At 59.9% G+C, this 16,407-nt stretch carries 21 protein-coding genes and 1 pseudogene; 16 read left to right on the top strand and 6 right to left on the bottom strand.

What is annotated here, in order from left to right; all coding sequences use genetic code 11:
• On the bottom strand, positions 1 to 240 hold a 240-nt coding region (locus BUE39_RS01795), incomplete at its 3' end, for a helix-turn-helix domain-containing protein (protein ID WP_143169493.1).
• A gap of 48 nt (positions 241 to 288) precedes the next feature.
• Entirely contained in the window at positions 289 to 771 is a 483-nt protein-coding gene (locus BUE39_RS01790; RefSeq protein ID WP_073426926.1) for an NADP-dependent oxidoreductase, read from the bottom strand.
• A 236-nt stretch (positions 772 to 1,007) separates the two neighbouring features.
• On the opposite strand from BUE39_RS01790, the gene BUE39_RS01780 reads away from it, so the two are divergent.
• Positions 1,008 to 2,191, top strand: a protein-coding gene (locus BUE39_RS01780) for an IS3 family transposase (RefSeq protein ID WP_090518668.1) whose coding sequence is annotated in 2 segments (ribosomal slippage) — positions 1,008 to 1,263 and positions 1,263 to 2,191 — 1,185 coding nt in all. Because the reading frame shifts where the segments join, the coding sequence is not laid out codon by codon here.
• A gap of 120 nt (positions 2,192 to 2,311) precedes the next feature.
• On the opposite strand, the gene BUE39_RS01775 is transcribed toward BUE39_RS01780, so the two are convergent.
• Positions 2,312 to 2,797, bottom strand: coding sequence for a substrate-binding domain-containing protein (locus tag BUE39_RS01775; RefSeq protein ID WP_073426923.1), 486 nt, complete (start codon positions 2,795 to 2,797; stop codon positions 2,312 to 2,314).
• 51 nt (positions 2,798 to 2,848) lie between these two features.
• Positions 2,849 to 3,040: pseudogene (locus BUE39_RS01770) on the bottom strand (integrase core domain-containing protein); the annotation flags it as partial.
• Between the two features lie 56 nt (positions 3,041 to 3,096).
• On the opposite strand from BUE39_RS01770, the gene BUE39_RS01765 reads away from it, so the two are divergent.
• The 5 genes from BUE39_RS01765 to BUE39_RS01745 all read left to right on the top strand — a co-directional run bounded on the left by BUE39_RS01765 (position 3,097) and on the right by BUE39_RS01745 (position 6,276).
• Complete coding sequence (locus BUE39_RS01765; RefSeq protein WP_090518669.1) at positions 3,097 to 3,357, top strand: DUF5372 family protein; 261 nt, start codon at positions 3,097 to 3,099, stop codon at positions 3,355 to 3,357.
• Positions 3,358 to 3,533: 176 nt separating this feature from the next.
• Positions 3,534 to 3,986: a helix-turn-helix domain-containing protein gene (locus tag BUE39_RS01760; protein WP_073426921.1), complete on the top strand. Its 453-nt coding sequence runs from the start codon at positions 3,534 to 3,536 to the stop codon at positions 3,984 to 3,986.
• Between the two features lie 35 nt (positions 3,987 to 4,021).
• Positions 4,022 to 4,276 carry a hypothetical protein gene (locus BUE39_RS01755; protein ID WP_073426920.1) on the top strand — a complete coding sequence of 85 codons (255 nt, stop codon included), beginning with the start codon at positions 4,022 to 4,024 and terminating at the stop codon, positions 4,274 to 4,276.
• Positions 4,266 to 4,865: a sugar ABC transporter substrate-binding protein gene (locus BUE39_RS01750; protein ID WP_084561343.1), complete on the top strand. Its 600-nt coding sequence runs from the start codon at positions 4,266 to 4,268 to the stop codon at positions 4,863 to 4,865. Before BUE39_RS01755 ends, BUE39_RS01750 begins: the two co-directional genes overlap by 11 nt.
• A gap of 478 nt (positions 4,866 to 5,343) precedes the next feature.
• Positions 5,344 to 6,276, top strand: coding sequence for an HTH-type transcriptional regulator ArgP (locus BUE39_RS01745; protein ID WP_073426919.1), 933 nt, complete (start codon positions 5,344 to 5,346; stop codon positions 6,274 to 6,276).
• Here BUE39_RS01745 and BUE39_RS01740 read toward each other — a convergent pair.
• Together BUE39_RS01740 and BUE39_RS01735 are read right to left on the bottom strand one after the other, a co-directional pair.
• A complete protein-coding gene (locus BUE39_RS01740; RefSeq protein WP_073426918.1) occupies positions 6,222 to 7,565 on the bottom strand; it encodes an SLC5/6 family protein in 1,344 nt (447 codons plus the stop codon). The genes BUE39_RS01745 and BUE39_RS01740 overlap by 55 nt on opposite strands.
• Positions 7,558 to 8,502 carry a fatty acid desaturase family protein gene (locus BUE39_RS01735; RefSeq protein ID WP_073426917.1) on the bottom strand — a complete coding sequence of 315 codons (945 nt, stop codon included), beginning with the start codon at positions 8,500 to 8,502 and terminating at the stop codon, positions 7,558 to 7,560. Before BUE39_RS01735 ends, BUE39_RS01740 begins: the two co-directional genes overlap by 8 nt.
• Positions 8,503 to 8,716: 214 nt before the next feature.
• On the opposite strand from BUE39_RS01735, the gene BUE39_RS01730 reads away from it, so the two are divergent.
• From BUE39_RS01730 to BUE39_RS01685, 10 genes are all read left to right on the top strand, one after another.
• Positions 8,717 to 9,118: an ACT domain-containing protein gene (locus BUE39_RS01730; protein WP_073426916.1), complete on the top strand. Its 402-nt coding sequence runs from the start codon at positions 8,717 to 8,719 to the stop codon at positions 9,116 to 9,118.
• A 270-nt stretch (positions 9,119 to 9,388) separates the two neighbouring features.
• Positions 9,389 to 9,952: a hypothetical protein gene (locus tag BUE39_RS01725; protein WP_073426915.1), complete on the top strand. Its 564-nt coding sequence runs from the start codon at positions 9,389 to 9,391 to the stop codon at positions 9,950 to 9,952.
• 117 nt (positions 9,953 to 10,069) lie between these two features.
• The gene (locus BUE39_RS01720; protein ID WP_073426914.1) at positions 10,070 to 10,303 is read left to right on the top strand and encodes a helix-turn-helix transcriptional regulator; all 234 of its coding nucleotides are present in this window, start codon (positions 10,070 to 10,072) and stop codon (positions 10,301 to 10,303) included.
• Positions 10,296 to 10,586: a hypothetical protein gene (locus BUE39_RS01715; protein WP_073426913.1), complete on the top strand. Its 291-nt coding sequence runs from the start codon at positions 10,296 to 10,298 to the stop codon at positions 10,584 to 10,586. Before BUE39_RS01720 ends, BUE39_RS01715 begins: the two co-directional genes overlap by 8 nt.
• A 254-nt stretch (positions 10,587 to 10,840) precedes the next feature.
• On the top strand, positions 10,841 to 11,413 hold the full coding sequence (locus BUE39_RS01710; RefSeq protein ID WP_073426912.1) for a hypothetical protein: 573 nt from the start codon (positions 10,841 to 10,843) through the stop codon (positions 11,411 to 11,413).
• Between the two features lie 2 nt (positions 11,414 to 11,415).
• Positions 11,416 to 12,057: a lytic transglycosylase domain-containing protein gene (locus tag BUE39_RS01705; RefSeq protein WP_073426911.1), complete on the top strand. Its 642-nt coding sequence runs from the start codon at positions 11,416 to 11,418 to the stop codon at positions 12,055 to 12,057.
• Positions 12,058 to 12,115: 58 nt separating this feature from the next.
• Positions 12,116 to 12,460 carry a TrbC/VirB2 family protein gene (locus BUE39_RS01700; protein WP_084561342.1) on the top strand — a complete coding sequence of 115 codons (345 nt, stop codon included), beginning with the start codon at positions 12,116 to 12,118 and terminating at the stop codon, positions 12,458 to 12,460.
• A gap of 17 nt (positions 12,461 to 12,477) precedes the next feature.
• Positions 12,478 to 12,798 carry a VirB3 family type IV secretion system protein gene (locus tag BUE39_RS01695; protein WP_073426910.1) on the top strand — a complete coding sequence of 107 codons (321 nt, stop codon included), beginning with the start codon at positions 12,478 to 12,480 and terminating at the stop codon, positions 12,796 to 12,798.
• Between the two features lies 1 nt (position 12,799).
• On the top strand, positions 12,800 to 15,238 hold the full coding sequence (locus BUE39_RS01690; RefSeq protein WP_073426909.1) for a VirB4 family type IV secretion/conjugal transfer ATPase: 2,439 nt from the start codon (positions 12,800 to 12,802) through the stop codon (positions 15,236 to 15,238).
• On the top strand, positions 15,235 to 16,398 hold the full coding sequence (locus BUE39_RS01685; RefSeq protein ID WP_073426908.1) for a TrbL/VirB6 family protein: 1,164 nt from the start codon (positions 15,235 to 15,237) through the stop codon (positions 16,396 to 16,398). Before BUE39_RS01690 ends, BUE39_RS01685 begins: the two co-directional genes overlap by 4 nt.
• Positions 16,399 to 16,407 lie beyond the last annotated feature (9 nt).

Raw genomic sequence — 16,407 nt, 5'->3', positions numbered from 1 at the left:
GTCATACAGCCCGTTGATGCGATGCTCCAGGAACCGGATACGCCACTTGCCCACTGTGGCGCGCGTGAGTTGAAGACGCTGGGCAATTGCGCTGTTGGGCTCCCCGGCAGCAGCAGCCAGCACGATGCGCGCACGCGTCACCAGCGCCGCCGAAATCGAGCGCGAACGCGCTATCGAAGTCAGTTGCGAGCGCTCATCTTCACTCAACACCAGTTCGGCCTTCGGTCGTCCCATGGGCATGCTGGTATCTCCCGTTCCATCGATACAAGCATGCTACGTGAACATAGATTAGTTAACAACAGAACGGAACACTAGGCAACCGTGGACAAAGACGGACTGGCCTTGCTTCAATTGCGCCTTATCGACCAGGCCGCACCAGGCTGTTACGCCGACGATTGGCAGGGTAGCGGCCTGTTCGAAGGACAATGCGTGCGGTTTCGCGACGACGAATTCATCCACCACCAGTTTGTCTGCGAAAGCTCCCCCGGCCTTAATGGGCGCCGTGCCCAGGACTTCGTCGCCGACCTTAAGTCGCAAGACGGACTGGCCAACTGCCTCGACGACACCTGAGAAGTCGCTGCCCATAGCGCGCGGGAAGCGACGCCCCGTCATGAACTTCATTACCCCGTTTCTGACCTTCCAGTCTACGGGATTGACTGACGCAGCCTTGACGCGAACGACGACCTGACCTGTTCCGGGCTCTTCAAGCGTGAACTCTTCGAGCCGCATCTGATCGTGGCCGCCGTAGCGGTGATATTGGATGCGCTTCATAGCGTGCAGCTCGCATTGCGCTGGCGCACTTCGCCCTGGCCGAACACGAGCATGTGCGCCATTGGCGAGTTAATACCGTCTGAACTTCTTAAACCAATTTCCATTGTTTGTTCTCCTTTCCTTCATGCCAAACCAGTCCGCTTAAGATACATTTTCTGGGCTAATATAAGATTGACCTTGCCCCCAAAAAACGAATCCCTTGCTGAGTGTGTAAACTCCAGCAAGGAGAAGAAACGATGACGGTCAAGGCAAAGCGGGCGCAGTACACGCTCGAATTCAAACTGGAAGCAGTCCGGTTGGTGAAAAACGGGCAGAGTCTGGCTGCGGTGTCGGCGACGCTGGGCGTGGTGCAGCAGACTCTTCACAACTGGGTCAAGGCGGACAGGGAAGGCAAACTGGCCGGAGCCGGAGCGAAGCCGGTCAGTCCAGAGCAGATGGAGCTGGCACGGTTAAGAGCGGAAGTGTCTCGCCTGAAGATGGAGCTCGACATCACAAAAAAAGCGGCGGCGTACTTCGCGAAGGAATTGATGTGAAGTGCGCGTTCGTTGACCGGAATCGACACCGCTGGCCAGTCTCAATGCTGTGCGAAGCACTGGAAATCAGTCCCAGCGGATATCATCAGCGTCAGCAGCGCAGCGGCGATGACAAGCCGAACAGATGCCGTATCAGCAACGATGCCCTGCTCGCGCACATCAAGGCGATTCACGTGCAGGTCAAGGGCGAATATGGTTGGCCACGCATGTGGAAAGAGCTCGTTGCGCGCGGCGTGCGCGTGGGCAAGGAGCGTGTTCGCAAGCTGATGGCGCAGCATGGCATCCGTGCCCGGCACAAGCGCAAGTACATCGCGACGACGAACTCGAATCACAACCTGCCGGTGGCGCCGAACTTGTTGGGGCGTAACTTCACAGCAACAGCGCCGAACCAGGTCTGGACGAGCGACATCACGTACTGTGCGACGGCGGAAGGCTGGGTTTATCTGGCGGTCATCATCGACCTGTTCAGCAGGCAGGTGGTGGGCTGGTCGATGCAGCCACACATGAAAGCGGAACTGGTCACGGATGCGCTGCGTATGGCGTGGTTCCGGCGCCGTCCAGAGGCAGGCGTCATCGTACATAGCGACAGGGGTAGCCAGTATTGCAGCGGGCTGTTCCAGGACACGCTGAAGGCCTACGGCATGCGCTCGTCGATGAGTCGGCGCGGCGACTGCTGGGTCAATGCACCGACCGAAAGCCTGTGGGGTTCGTTAAAAGTTGCACGCCTGCATGGCCGGCACTTCGCGACCCGGCGTGCGGCAATGGATGAAATCGTCGACTGGCTTGGCTTTTATAATTCTCGCCGGCTACACTCGACGCTCGATTACGTCAGCCCCATGACGTTCGAGAAAAACTGGTTCGCCGCTCAACAGGGACGAGCCGCATAAATCTCTCAGCTATGGGATTCGCGAAACAGGGGCAAGGTCAACTCACCATTCTTGTCGGCTACTACCGGACGCTGTCGCAGCTCCTTCACGTGTTCAGTGTTGGCGTTCCATCGAACGCTGTCACCATTTGACATAGTCGGTGCGAACGCCGTTCACGACTGCACTGGGTGCCGGAGGCTCCTTCCCGGTCCCGAGGTCATGGGCAATGTTCGCGGCGTCGCGGGCCATTTTGTCGATCGGCGTCCAGGTCGTCTGCGACTGCCAGCCCTGGGCGATATACGCCAGGCTCGGAGTCGACGCGTCGGAGCCCGTCACCCAGACCTGGCCCTGCTGCTTGCCGGCCGACTTCAGAGCTTGAACGACCGCCTGGGCGCCGTTGTCCCACATCACCAGGAACGCCTGGATGTCCGGATTTTTCTGGAGCGCGGCCTCGGCTTCCCGCTGAGCGGCAGCAGTGTCCCATCCAGGTGTGAGCGTGTCATAGACGACGTTGATACACGACTTGCTCTTGACGAGTTCATCATAAGCCTTCGACATGTCGACCTGGGCAATGGTGGACTGGTCCCCGCGGATGATCGCGTACTTTCCACAGGGGGCAACCGCCACGGACTGTTGGTGACTGGACTTGCCCCTGCGTAACCGGACACACGGTCACGCTTAGGTTGGTGAATTTTCTTGCAGTCGAAACTCGCGTGGCGAGCGGTATTTCAGGGCGCTGTGCGGATGCGATTCGTTGTAGTGGTCGAACGCGATGGCCAGGTTTTGCAGCGCCGTCCTGGCGTCAGGCTTGGGCATCCACGAGACTTAATCACGCTTTATCGTTTTGACGAAGCTCTCGGCCATGCCGTTATCGTAAGTCAGCAACTGCTTGTCGTGATGACGGTTGCGCGACCGTAACGGTCGAGATCACCCATCCATTTCATCCCCTGCGCGGTACCCGAATCCAGCTGGCTACTCGCCGCCAGAACTGGGGCGAGGATCGTGTTATGTTCTATGACGAACTTGGCCGGCTGGTATCGATACTGGCGTCATGGACTGATGTGGACGAACCGGACGCGTTCGCTCAGACCGCAGCGGGACGCTCCGAGTTTCGTGCCGAGGACCTTCGAAGGCTGCGCGCGCTGATCGACGACCTGAGGCCGGAGGTCCTCGGTCGTGTCAAGTAAATTACGCCGTCTGTGTAAGCTAAATAACGCCGTGACAGTCGCGCAGACATTTGACGATTGTGACGGTCATATGGCTGTGTCGCGGGAATGGTTGAGCTGCTGTGTCTGGTCTGGCCTTGACATTGCAGTATTAGCGGCATATTTTAAATTACACATCTCAAGCCGGCGCAGCGACCTTGACCAAGCTCGATTCGAAGCAGGACCGCCTCAGGCGCCTCGGCGTGCTGAACCCTCATCCCGAGCGGGTGCGGGCTCCCTGGTTTCAATCGAACGATTTCTTCGATGCCCGCGATCTGATCCAGGTCAAGTACGAGATGCTGCGCCACGTCAGCGTCGATGGCGCCTCGAAGGCCGACGCTGCAGAGCTGTTCGGCGTGTCCCGCCCGACTTTTTATCAGGCCGAGGCAGCATTTGCGCGCGATGGACTGGCCGGACTCATGCCGAAACCGCGTGGACCCAAGGGCGCACACAAACTCAATCTCGAGGCAATGGCCTTCGTCGAACGACATCTCGAAGGCGACGGCTCCATTCACGCCCGCGCACTAGCCGAGCAACTGGAATCCGAGCTTGGCATCTCGGTCCACCCCCGCAGCATCGAACGCGCGATTGCGCGCAAAAAAAAACCGTAGAGCCATCCGTCGCCGCCCATCCCCTCGAGCAAGCCTTGACTGCTGCCTACGAGGCACTACGCGACGTGGTAATAGAAGGTGCCCCGTGCCCCGAGGGTGTGGCGGCGATTCGTTATCACGGCATGCTGCATGGGCTTTCCATGCTTGCGATGACGGCCCCTGCGGCCAGCGACGCTCCCGCATCTCGCAGAGAGAAATGCGTGGGCGCACTCCCCGCCAGCGACGAATTGGTACGTCTGTTGGCCAATCTCGTTCTGCGCACCCATTCGGAGCTCGCCCATGTCTACTGAGCTGTATCAGAAAGTCACGCCCGACCACTTGCGGCGTGATGCCTTCCTTTACGTGCGGCAATCGTCACTGCGCCAGGTCTTCGAGAACACCGAGAGTACGAAACGCCAGTACGCATTACGCGAGCGTGGCGCGCCCGGCATGGCACAAAATTGGCAACGTACTAAGGGGTTCAAGGCGGGTCTCGACGAATCAGGCGCGAAGTACCGAATTGTTGCGTCGCAGCCCACCGACCTGACACCCGAGCAAGGCGAGTCGGTTTGCCAGAATATCCTGACGGCGCACCCCGATGTCGATCTCTTTTACAACCAGGCGGACGATCTGGTGATCGGATGTGCAAAGGCAGTGCGCGCGGCCGGTTCGCACGCCAAATTGGTTGGTTGGGGGGGATCGCATCTCGGAATCAATGCCATTAAAGCGGGTGATGTCGATGGCACAGTCTGCGTCGAGCCGGAGAAGATGGGGCGACTCGCGTTCAAGGCACTGTATGCTGCAGTTATGAAGCCGGAAACGCCGAAGGGGAAATTCGTTGAGGTCGACACGCCTCCTGTCACAAAGGCGAACGTCTCGAGTTGTGTACCGCAATGGTAGGTGACGCGGCGACCTCGGGGCGTGCGATGAGTTTTCGGACCCTTGAGCGGCTCCATATGTGATCGCATGTGGGAGTTGCACGCCGATGGACCGCTAGGGCGCTCGCTGGCGCCATTTAGCTGTCCATCGGCGATCGCCGTCCGGCCTGGTTCACCGGTCTTGACGGAATATCCACCGAAGTCTTGCGTTCGATGTGTGTACGGCATGGTCCAACGTGCGGCGGTCGATCGTCCTGTCTTGCCACTTGGTGGCACGTGTCGTTCGCCGAGCGACGCGCTCCGCCAGGTAGCGATGGAGATAGGAGAGAAGACGATTGACGCGCTATCCGAGACGCTCACCGGCCGGCATTTATGAACTATGTTCATAGGGGCAATCGATGCCGCATGCTTGTTCAACCGGAGGACTGTCGTTAGATTTTCCACGTTAGAACGTTCGTCCATCTTTTTGCGGATCGGCGTTATCCATCGATTCCAGTGTCATGTACTTCGATCGTCAGCAACTTGAAACATTTTCAGTCGTCCTGCAGACGGGCAGTTTTCGCGAGGCGGCGCGTGTATTGAACTTAACGAAAAGTGCCGTTTTTCAAAGGATCAATTCTCTGGAAGAGCATGTGGGAGCTCTGCTGCTTGTGCGTGAAGGTGTTACACCAACGCCGTCGGGCGAAATGCTTCTTCACCACATCCAGGCCCTCAAGACGCTTGAGGCAGACACGATCGGTCGGATAAAACCTGATGCCAGCAGCCGAACCAAGGTTGCTATCGCGGTTAACGCGGATTCTCTGGCGACCTGGTTTGGCCCGGTCGCGTGTGCCATCGCGAAAGAAAATGTTTCTCTCGAACTGATCGTGGACGATCAGGATCATACGCTCGCCGTATTGGCACGCGGCGAGGCTATGGGATGTGTCTCAACAGCACATACCGCGCCGACGGGCTTTGTTGCAGAACCGATCGGTGCGATGGAATATGAATGTGTGGCGACACCTTCCTTTGCTCAGTCGAATTTTATGCAAGGTCTCAATCTGCGAGATATCCTTGCCGTACCGGCAGTGTTGTTCAATCGGAAGGATGGCTTGCACGCGACATTTATCACGCAACTCCTCGGTTTCCCCATCAATGGCTATCCGGTGCACTACTTTCCCTCACCGCAGGCGCTATTATTCGCCATCCATTCTGGAATTGGTTACGGCCTGGTACCTGCCATGCAAGTGCAGCCGCTTATTGTTTCAGGCGACCTTGTGGCGCTGGCGCCGCGTAACAAGATCTCAGTGGATTTATATTGGCACCATTGGCTGAAGGCGCCACCTAACGCACAGACTATTAGCGACGTAGTCATGCGCCAGGCGCGTCAAGCGTTGATTCAACCCCCATCTGCGTCGCCAGCACAGTTAGATGGGTCTGCCGTCGATGATTGAACGTGGGAGCGCGTGCGTGTCCTAACCGCTTTGGGCAGGGGGGCGTTCGAAATGGACGCGACGCCAAGTCGATACGAAACCGCAGTGAGAAGTGCAACCGTGATCGACGCGATCAGCGGCACTGCTTCCGGTAGTGCGGAGTTGACTTGCCAGCGAATCACGTAACCTGCAAGTGATATAGTGCATGCTAGCGTCATTGCGGCATTCGCTGCGCGGTCGCAGACGCGGATGCGCAACATGCTCAGCGCCAACAACGGTCCGACCGCAGCGATGTAGACGAGATTGAGTTCCACCATCATATCGACGAGGCTCTGCGAACGCGACGCCACTACGACGCCGAGCAGCACTGCCAGAGTTCGCGACCACACCGGGCGCATGACTGAAGGTTGACCGAACATCGAAGCCGCATCCGACATCGCTCGCAGGATCGAGCTCGCGGAGCCTAGAGCGGTTGTGACCAGCAGCGTTGTGACAAAGTTTTGTGCTGCAGTTATCGCGCCACCTGGGAGGCTGTGCATGAGCAAGAGTGGCACAACTTGTATAGGATCGCTCGCATGATGCCGATGTTCATATGGACCGGCTGCAACGACTGCGGAGGCGAGCAAGAACCCCATGGCGAGCACGACTGCTGCAGCGATCAGGCTTCCCCCGCTAGCGCTGGAAGGCTTGCGGGCCGCGAGCACAAACTGTTGATAGTCGGCGCCGCATACGACCATCACGGCGACGGATACTAAAACAAATCCTGTGTGAGCCGAAGCGCTTTGCTGAATGGCTTCTGCGAAAGTCGCAGGCGCCCGCAGCCAAATATCGATTTTTCCCAGCACGACCAGAGAGCGCAGGAGCAATAGGTTGCATGCGACCATGCTGAGTGCGAGGCCTGCAGAAAGCCATGATAGCCTGACTACAGATAGTGCCACGAACAACACAACGATCAGGAATTCGGCGGCAGTTGTGGATAGCCCCGTCAACGCCAGCACTGCTGAACCTCCGCGAATTTGGGCTGCGAGTACGCCTGTCATCCAGACCAGCGATAGCAAAGCTACATTGCGGCCGACGGTCGGCCCATAGCACTCGTCAAAACGAGTCCAGATAGGCTGGCCCGTGCGCCAAAGACTGTGCGCGCATACGCCGAGCAATGTCAGCCCCAGTCCTGTTGCGACGGCGTAAAGGCATCCGGCCATTCCCTCAACCATCGCCAGTTCGCCTGTTCCGAGAAGAAACCCAACGCCACAGCTCGTGGAAACCAGCATCGCGCCAACTTGCATGGCGTTTAGCGTTTGCTCACGCATGTCGTGCTCCCCAACCGTTGACGGCAGCGCGCGTCCCGCCGAGATACGCCTGGCAAACGATTGCTTGCCGTGCGAAAGGAGGAAGCTGCTGCAGGCGTGCGTGTACCTCAGGAAGATGGTAGTACGCGATGTGCGGAAATAGGTGATGCGTTAGGTGGTAACCGTTGTGATGCGGATGAAGCAGCATCGAAACCGGCCGGCGATCGGGGATGTCGCGGGTGTAGCGAAAGATTCCGCGCGGGTCTAGCCCGTAGTGGTCAGTCATTTCGCGGAATGTGGTGATCGCATGGAACACGGTGGCTCTAGCGATCATCCACAGCAAAGCGAACACAAGTGCGAGACGGATGCCAACTGCTGCCGTCAGAAGCGCCTCGTATGTCGCCCACCAAAGTAAGACGCCGAACCGACCGCGCGCGGCGAGCTGTCTTGATAGTAGGTGTCCAAAGAGCGATCCTGCCCACGCCGCACGATCCTTCAACACGCGCGCGTAGGCGTGAAACCAGCGGTCTCCATTTTTGACGACACGTGGAATGAAATCTGGATCGCGCGCGGGATCGCCTAGCCAGGCGTGATGCTTCGCGTGCTGATGACGATAGAGCGCAAGGCTATTGAAGAGTGGCGGGGCAAGGAAGAGGTAAGCTATCCTATCGTTCACGCTGGGGCGACTACTCAGGTTTCGGTGTGCCGCATCGTGAAGCAGGTTGCCGAGCGCGCGTTGCCGATTGCCGATCACGAAGACGGCGATGAGCGCGGCCCATTTGCCTATTGTGAACGCACTCCAAACGGCGAGCCATATGATAGTCCAATCTACGGCGACATCCACCAGCACTTGCCATGTGCGGGGCTGCAGCGAGGGCAAGACTTGATCTGAGACGGCAATGGAGGAATGAATGGCTGCCAGGTCGGCAGCGACCAAGGACGATGTGGTCGAACGCATCGCAGGCTCCTTTAGATAGCAAGAGGTCCCCCGACTGTCCGGACTCTGGGATCCGTTCGTGGGTTGATCGAGATTGTGTTGAGAGCATAGGCGGCCAGCAGACTAAAAGGAGCGCCGATTAAAACGACGATACGGCGTGAAGAATTTTTAAATGCGTTTGCGTCAGCGATTCCATCTATGGCATAACGTAATCGTCTTTTAAGGAGCCGAGACATTGAGCGAAAGAGACCTGGTCAAACTATGTGCGACGCTCAGTCCTGTGATGGCTGACTCTGTGTATGTATATTGCTCGTTTGCGGACTTCGTTTTGCCGATAGGATTGCCGACGGTCTGTACCATCAGCGAACGAGAGGGACTGACGGCTGTCGTTCAGCGTGAAGACGCGCAGCGCCTGAGTTTGCCCTATACGTTCGACGCCCGTCTCATTACCCTGTCCGTGCACTCGAGCCTCGAAGCTGTAGGGTTTATGGCGGTCATCAGTCGCAAGCTTGCCGATGCGGGTATTCCGTGCAATGTGATCGCCGGTTACTACCACGATCACATTCTTGTGCCCGTCGAGAGGGCGGACAACGCAATGGCGTCGCTGCGGGAAATCGCTGACTTATCCGACGAATGATCGCTTGTGCATGTCTCGGGAAGGGAGCGCATCGCGACGTGCCCTGACAGATGAATTTTTATTGACGGCGGAAAAATAGTTTCGAGGTCGAACATCATCGCTTGCTCGGCCACGGTACGTTGAATAAATTGAGATTCCAAAAGAATTGAGATTTCAAAAGGCGAGAGGTGAGTAAACATCGGGAGCGAGTGTTGGAGGTATCTGGCCGGTCGCATCGAGGCCTGCTCATCGATATCGAGTGACACCGCCCGTAGCTAGAGAGCAGATAGCATGTCCGAATCGACCGACAATCTTCCGCAGCCAAACTTGGAGGCCGGTGCGCAACCGAGCCTCGGTGATTGGCATCGGCAAAGTGAAGAAGCCTGGGCGCTCATTTCGCGCTTGACCGAGCGCGTGCGAAAGCGTGACCGCCGCATTGCATTGCTCGAAACCGCGCTCGCCCGGACGGCGCTGATGCATCATGTCTGGACATCGCATCTTGAGCGCAAACTTGAGCGGTCATCTGCCTCCGGCACATCAGCGCAACCGAACTTGCAAGGACTCTCGGGAGGAACACGCTCGGCCGCTCCCGCCGCGGACGATTCGACCGGCGGCGTAGTCGTGCATCTTCCGCATCTCACCCGCACGCTCGAAGCGCTGTTCGACGTGATGCGCGAGCAGTGGTCGGATTGGGACTTCGATCACCCACCGAAATCTTCCACCGTTGCACGCGCCATCGACGAGAAACTGGGCCTGAAACCTCAGTCCAACGGCGAAGCGTCGCGCAGCGCTCAGACATTCGCCGCCGCACTGAGGCCCGATTCGGTCAACGAATTGGACGGCCGTCACCGCTGACGTTCATTCTCTGACGGAACATTCTGACGGCATGACGGAATTGCCCGTCAGGACGACCGACTGCTTTAATGTGACCCATGCAGCAGCTCATAGGGACCAGGCAGTCGGAGGTTGAAAATGCCAGCGCAGTTGCGGGCCGCAGGTGCCATCTTGAGGCGCAAACAGGTTGAAATCGAAGTTGGCCTGAAGCGCTCAACCATCTACCAGCGAATTCAGGAAGGGACGTTTCCACGTCCGATACGACTCGGCGAGCGTGCCGTTGGCTGGCGCGCTGTGGACATCGAGCGGTTTCTCGAAGACCCGGCCGGATATCGCGCACTGCCATCGGACGAGGAGGCCTGCGATGATTGAGCAGCCGACTGTCCTCTCGATCGAAACGCGGCTCGATAATTGGGCAAGCTCGGCGCGCGGCCGATACGACGCGGCTGATGCCGCGCTCGTCGACCACGCCTGGCGGCGGTTGGCCCCTCGCCACAAAGAGCTGCTTCGTATGGCGTATCAGTGGCACGCAGGCCGCGAGGTGATTTGCCGGCGGCTCAAGATTCCGCGACGTCCATGGCACTCGTACGAGCTTGAGCTCGCCACGGCAAAGCTCGCTCTCGTCAATCAACTGGCAGCGGCAACAAGTAGCTGAAGCAAGTCGACAACCTATCCCGGTCAACGTGCGAGTGCACGACCGAGTACGCGTAAGCGGCCCCGATGTACCGACGTGTAAGCGTAGGCAGGGCGGCTTCCATTTATGGAGGTCGGCAACTCAGTGTGCTGGCCGTATCGATTCGTGCTGCAATTCGATCCCCCTTGAGCTCGCGGTAAGCCTCCCCGGCGCCGCGGGTTCCTTTTTCGCCCATCCGTCTAGGTGCATCGGTGCAAATCGATGGAAGACGGATCATGAAGACGTGTCTCATAGCATGGAAGGATCGTCGTTCGACCGCGATGCACGGAGCAATCCAAGGCTGGTCGCTGGGCCTTGCTTTACTCGCCGGCGCCGCGGTTTTTGTTCCGGGCGTCGCACGTGCGGACGACTGGGGTTGCCAGGTCATCCTTTGCCTGTCGAACCCGGGTGGCCCCGAGCAGTACAGCGAATGCGTGCCGCCGATTGAGCGACTGTGGCGCGCGCTGCGTCACGGCGATCCGTTTCCGACTTGTGACTTTGGCGCGGGTGGATCGAAAGGCACGTCTGCGACCAATACATTCGCGAGCGGCGGATATTGCCGTGAGGACCTCCTGTACTGGGGCGGCCCAGAGCAAAGTGAATTGCTGTGCCGAGCCTTCGGCGCGATAGACGTCGACATCGATAACCAACTCTACACCCGCGTCTGGTGGGACGAGGGAGGGGCGGGCGCCACCGTTACAGAGTTCTACGGCGCCGGCAGTACGCAGGTGCCGTACGACCCCACACAGTCTGCGACGCTTTTCCTGCAACAGATGGAGCAGGACAGCGGGTCGGACGGAGGGCACTAACTATGCCGCTCGACTTCCTCACTCTCACTCAGCAGTGCGCCCCGCAGATCTCGCCGACCACGATGGCGGCAGTGGTGCAGACCGAGTCCGGGTTCAATCCGTACGCGATTGGCGTTGTGCACGGACGACTGATGCGGCAACCGTCCAGCGAGGCGGAAGCCATCGCAACGGCGCGCTCGCTAAGCGCTAGGGGTTGGCGCTTCAGTGTGGGGCTGGCGCAGGTCAACCGTTCCAACTGGTCGCGGTACGGCCTAAACGAGCAAACCGCGTTCGATCCCTGCCGCAACTTGGCTGCTGGTGCTGCGATTTTGCAAGGGTGCTTCGAGCTGGCCCGTCATGCGCATTCGGATGAGCAGGAGGCGCTTCGCACGAGTCTGTCCTGTTACGCGAGCGGCAATTTCTGGACAGGCTTTCGCAGCGGTTACGTCCAGCGCGTCGTGAATGACGCGCGGCAAGCCGTGCCGACTCCGCCGGTGGTCGTTCCAGCCATCGCGCCGATCCCTGTTGTACCCATAAAGACCGATTTGTCTCCCAGCCGCATTCGACGCAAGCGCACAACCGATCCGCCGCCGAGCCCTGATCGGAGCGAAGTGCCGCCGCCGGAGCAGAGCGGTGAGCTGGTTCAGAGCGCAGTGGTGTTCTAGAGCGCTGACCGGATGGATTGGGGGTAATTGATGTCGGGGAAGTAGACGGGAGCAAGCTATGAAACTGCGAGCGCGAATCAAAGCATGGATTGGACACGGATCGACGCGTCGGACGAGCCTGGATCGACAGGTGGCAAGAACCGTCTCCTTGACGATTGCGATGTTGTTCGGAGCGTCCCCGGCCTGGGCTCAGTTGTCGCAAGTGAATACGCTGCTGAGCACGATTCAGACGACGTTACTTGGCGTCGGTGGCGTGATCTGCTCGATCTCGATCATCTGGGCCGGCTTCCGGATGATGTTTCAACACGCGCGCTTTGGCGACATCGCGAACGTCTTCATTGGCGGGCTCTTCGTCGGCTGTGCGACCGTGATCGCCGGCATGCTGATCCCAACGGGCGGCTGATCTTCGAGCGACGAATCATGAACTCTCTCAAAGATCCAGTTTTCAAGGGCTGCACGCGTCCCGCCATGCTGTGGGATGTGCCGCTGGTGCCGGCCCTAATCACCGGCGGCGGCATGCTGATTCCGGCTATCTGGGCGCTGCTTGCCAGTCCCCAACTGGGCGTCGCGATCCTTTTCCTGAAGATCCCCGTGTTCGTGGTCATGCGCATGGTGACGCGCCACGACGACCAGCGCCTTGCTCAGTATGCACTGCGTCTTCGGATGCGTTCTCAGCAAGCAAACCGGCGGTTTTGGGGCACCCACGCTTACACGCCGGTGCGGCTCAAGAGGAGGGCGTGATATGCGCGTCGCTCCTCAATTCGTGGCTGTCGCCAATCGGGAAGTGCCGCTGGCCGACATGATCCCGTACTCGACGCACGTGACCGATCACGTCATCAAGACGCGTGAAGGCGACTATCTGCAGATCTGGAAGATCGAAGGAATTCCTTTCGAGGCTGCGGATCCGGCTGACATCGCTGTGCGGCACGACGGATTCAATCAGCTCGTGCGCGCGCTGCCTGGCGGCCACGTCGCGCTCTGGACGCATCGGCTGCGCCGGCGCGTCCGGGATCACTTCGCCACGCCGTACGCGAACCGGTTCTGCCAGGAACTCGCCATACGTTACTACGCGAGCTTCGCCGGCTACCGCATGATGGCCAACGAGCTGTATCTGACGCTCGTCTACCGTCCCGACCGCACGAGACTGGGCCGCCTGTTTAGCCGCGCCGCGCGCCGCACGCTCGACGATGTCCGGGGCGACCAACGCGAAGCGCTCAAGGTGATGAACGAGCTCGCCGCGCAGGTCGAGGCGGGCCTCACGCCTTACGACCCGGTGGCGCTCGGGGTTTTTCGCAAACCTAGTCCGTACGCGAGACGCCCGCGCCGGTATTCGTCTGCGCTGGAACTGCTCGGCTATCTCGTCAATGCAGCGTGGGAAACCCAGCCGCTCCCGTCCGGGACGATCCGTGAAGCGTTGCCGACGTCACGCCTCTTTGTCGGTGCCGAAAAGCTCGAGTTCCGCATGCCCGGCGAGACGCGTTTCGCCGCGATGCTCGATCTGAAAGACTACCCGGAAGACACCGAACCGGGGATGCTCAACGGCCTGCTGTATGGCGACTTCGAGTACATCGAGACGCAAAGCTTCACGATTCTCGACAAGCCCAGCGCCAAGGAGGCGCTCGAGCGGCAGCGCAACCAACTGATTGCGGGCGAGGACGTGGCCGTGTCGCAGGTCGAAGCAATGGATCAGGCGCTCAACGACCTGATCAACGGCGATTTCGTCCTCGGCGAATATCACTACTCGCTCGCAGTGCTCGGCGACACACTACACGCGCTCTCTCGAAACGTCGCAAAGGCGCGTACGCAGCTCGCCGACGCTGGCTTCCAGACGGCCCTCATCGACCTCGTTGCCGATGCGGCATGGTTCGCGCAACTGCCTGGAAACTGGCGCTACCGGGCGCGCGAGGCGAAGCTCACCTCGCGCAATTTCTGCGGACTGTCCAGCCTGCACAACTTCTCCACCGGCAAGCGCGAAGGCAATCCGTGGGGCGAGGCGATCACGATCGTCAAGACGCCGAGCGGCCAGCCGCTGTATCTGAATTTCCACGTGACGGCCGAGAAGCAGGACTCCTCTGACGAGAAGGCGCTCGCGAACACCCAGATCATCGGGCAGGCCGGCTCGGGCAAGACGGTGCTCGAACTCTTCCTGCTCGCCATGGCGATGAAGTATGGCATCACAGTGGTGCTTTACGACAAGGACCGTGGTACCGAGATTGCGATCCGGGCAATGGGCGGCGTCTATACGGTCTTCCGCCGCGGTGAGCCGACCGGTTTGAATCCATTCCAGATGGAGCCGACCGAGTTCGTGCTCGACTTCTGGGGGCGACTGGTACGCAAGCTCGTCGATGGTGGCACGCCGTTGTCCGCAAAGGACGAACTCGATGTCTCACGGGCAGTTCGTGAGGTCGCGCGCATGGAGCAGCCGCTCCGTCGCCTGTCGATGGTGCGGCAACTTCTGCCGAATGTGGGAGAGAACAGCCTGCATGCGCGTCTGACCAAGTGGTGCACGGGTGGGCGGCTTGGCTGGGTGCTCGACAATCCCACCGACCGCATCGAATTGGCGCAGTCGGGCTTGTTCGGCTTCGACGACACGGAGCTTCTCGACGACGGCGAGGTCTCCACGCCCGTGACGATGTACCTGCTACATCGGACGGAAAGCCTGATCGATGGCCGGCGCTTCATCTACGTGATGACGGAGTTCTGGAAGCGGCTCGACGATCCCGTCTTCACTGATTTTGCGAAGAACAAACAGAAAACCATTCGCAAGCAGAACGGGCTCGGCATCTTTGACACGCAGTCTCCTGCAGACGTATTGCAAAGCGATATCGCGCGCGCGCTCATCGAGCAAAGCGGGACGTTCTTTTTCCTGCCCAATCCACGTGCCGATTACGACGATTATGTTCACGGCTTCAAGCTTACCGAGGCCGAATTTAACATCGTGCGCAACCTGGGCGAGAACAGCCGCATGTTCCTGGTCAAACAGGGGCATCAGTCGGCCATCGGCCGGCTGGATCTCAAGGGGCTCGGCGACGTACTCGATGTATTGTCCGGCACCACGGACAACGTCGAGCTGCTCGACGCGATCCGCGCACGCGTGGGTGACGACCCTGACGTCTGGCTGCCGGTTTTCCGTGAGCAGTTGGCAAGGCGTAGAGCGCCGCAGGCGGGAGGGTTGCGATGAGCGGCCTCTTTACCGCAATCGGCGGCACGCTCGAGAACGGCATGTCGACCTATGTGACGAGCGTGTCGTCGGCGCTATCAAGCGCACTCGTGCCCGTTGCGACGACCGCCGTCACAATCTGGGTGCTCGCGTATGGCCTTGCCATCGTGCGGGGCGAGGCGCAGGAGCCCGTGCCGGCTTTTGCGTGGCGAGGGCTCAAGGTTGCAGCCATTCTCGCGTTTGCGCTCGGCAGTGGTCTTTATCAGCAGCAGGTGGTAACGGCCATCAATGGAGCCACTGCCGGACTCGCCCAGACGATCCAGAACGCGGCCAACACCACAGGCGGGGGCAATCCCGGCTGCGGCTCGGCCAGCGGCAGCGCGGTGACGGCGGCGAGCGCCACCAGTATCTATCAAACGCTCGACTGCTATGACCAGCAGGTCGACCTGGTGCTGGACGCCTACTCCATGAAGGCGACCCATGAGGGGCTGAGCCTCACCGGCATCGTCGCGGGCATCGGCGACATCGTGTGCGGGTTCATAGCGGCCCTCGGTGGTTCCATCTTCCTCATTGTGCTCGCGTTCGAAGTGGTCATGGCGAGGATGCTGCTCGATCTCGTGCTCGGCATTGGGCCCGTTTTCATCGCGTGCGCGGCGTTTGCGCCGACCGCCCGCTTTTTCGAGGCGTGGACCGCGAAAGTGGCGAACTACGCGCTGCTGCAGGTCCTGGTGGCGGCTTTTCTGGGCATGGCCCTGACAGCGTTCTCAACTGAGCTCGCGCCGTTCCAGGTGACGACTGCACCGCCAGGTTCAAACGCGGGCTCACTCGTCGCTGCCGGCCAGGCCGCGCTCGAGGCGTCGGCCGCGTGGGGCGCCGCGCTCGGCATGTTTGCAACGGCCATTTTTCTGGCCATGGTCGGCTGGCAATTGCCGGCGGTGGCGTCCGGTCTCTCAGGCGGTGCGACGTTATCGGGCTTTGGCGCGTTCATCGCGGGTGTTGCGTCTCGGCGCCTTGCCAGCTTGATTGGGAGAGCACTCACCCGTGGCGGGAATGGGCCGCGCCCCGGCGGCAGGATCCGCGACAGGACGGGCTCAGGCGGTGGTGGACCGGGAAGTTCGGGCGGTGGCACGTTGCCGGCCTATCAACGGGTCGCACGCGCCAATCTGGGACAAAGCATTTGAACGCGAGGT

The organism is Paraburkholderia terricola (assembly GCF_900142195.1).
Lineage (GTDB): Bacteria > Pseudomonadota > Gammaproteobacteria > Burkholderiales > Burkholderiaceae > Paraburkholderia > Paraburkholderia terricola.
This window is presented reverse-complemented; position numbering and strand designations above follow the sequence as displayed.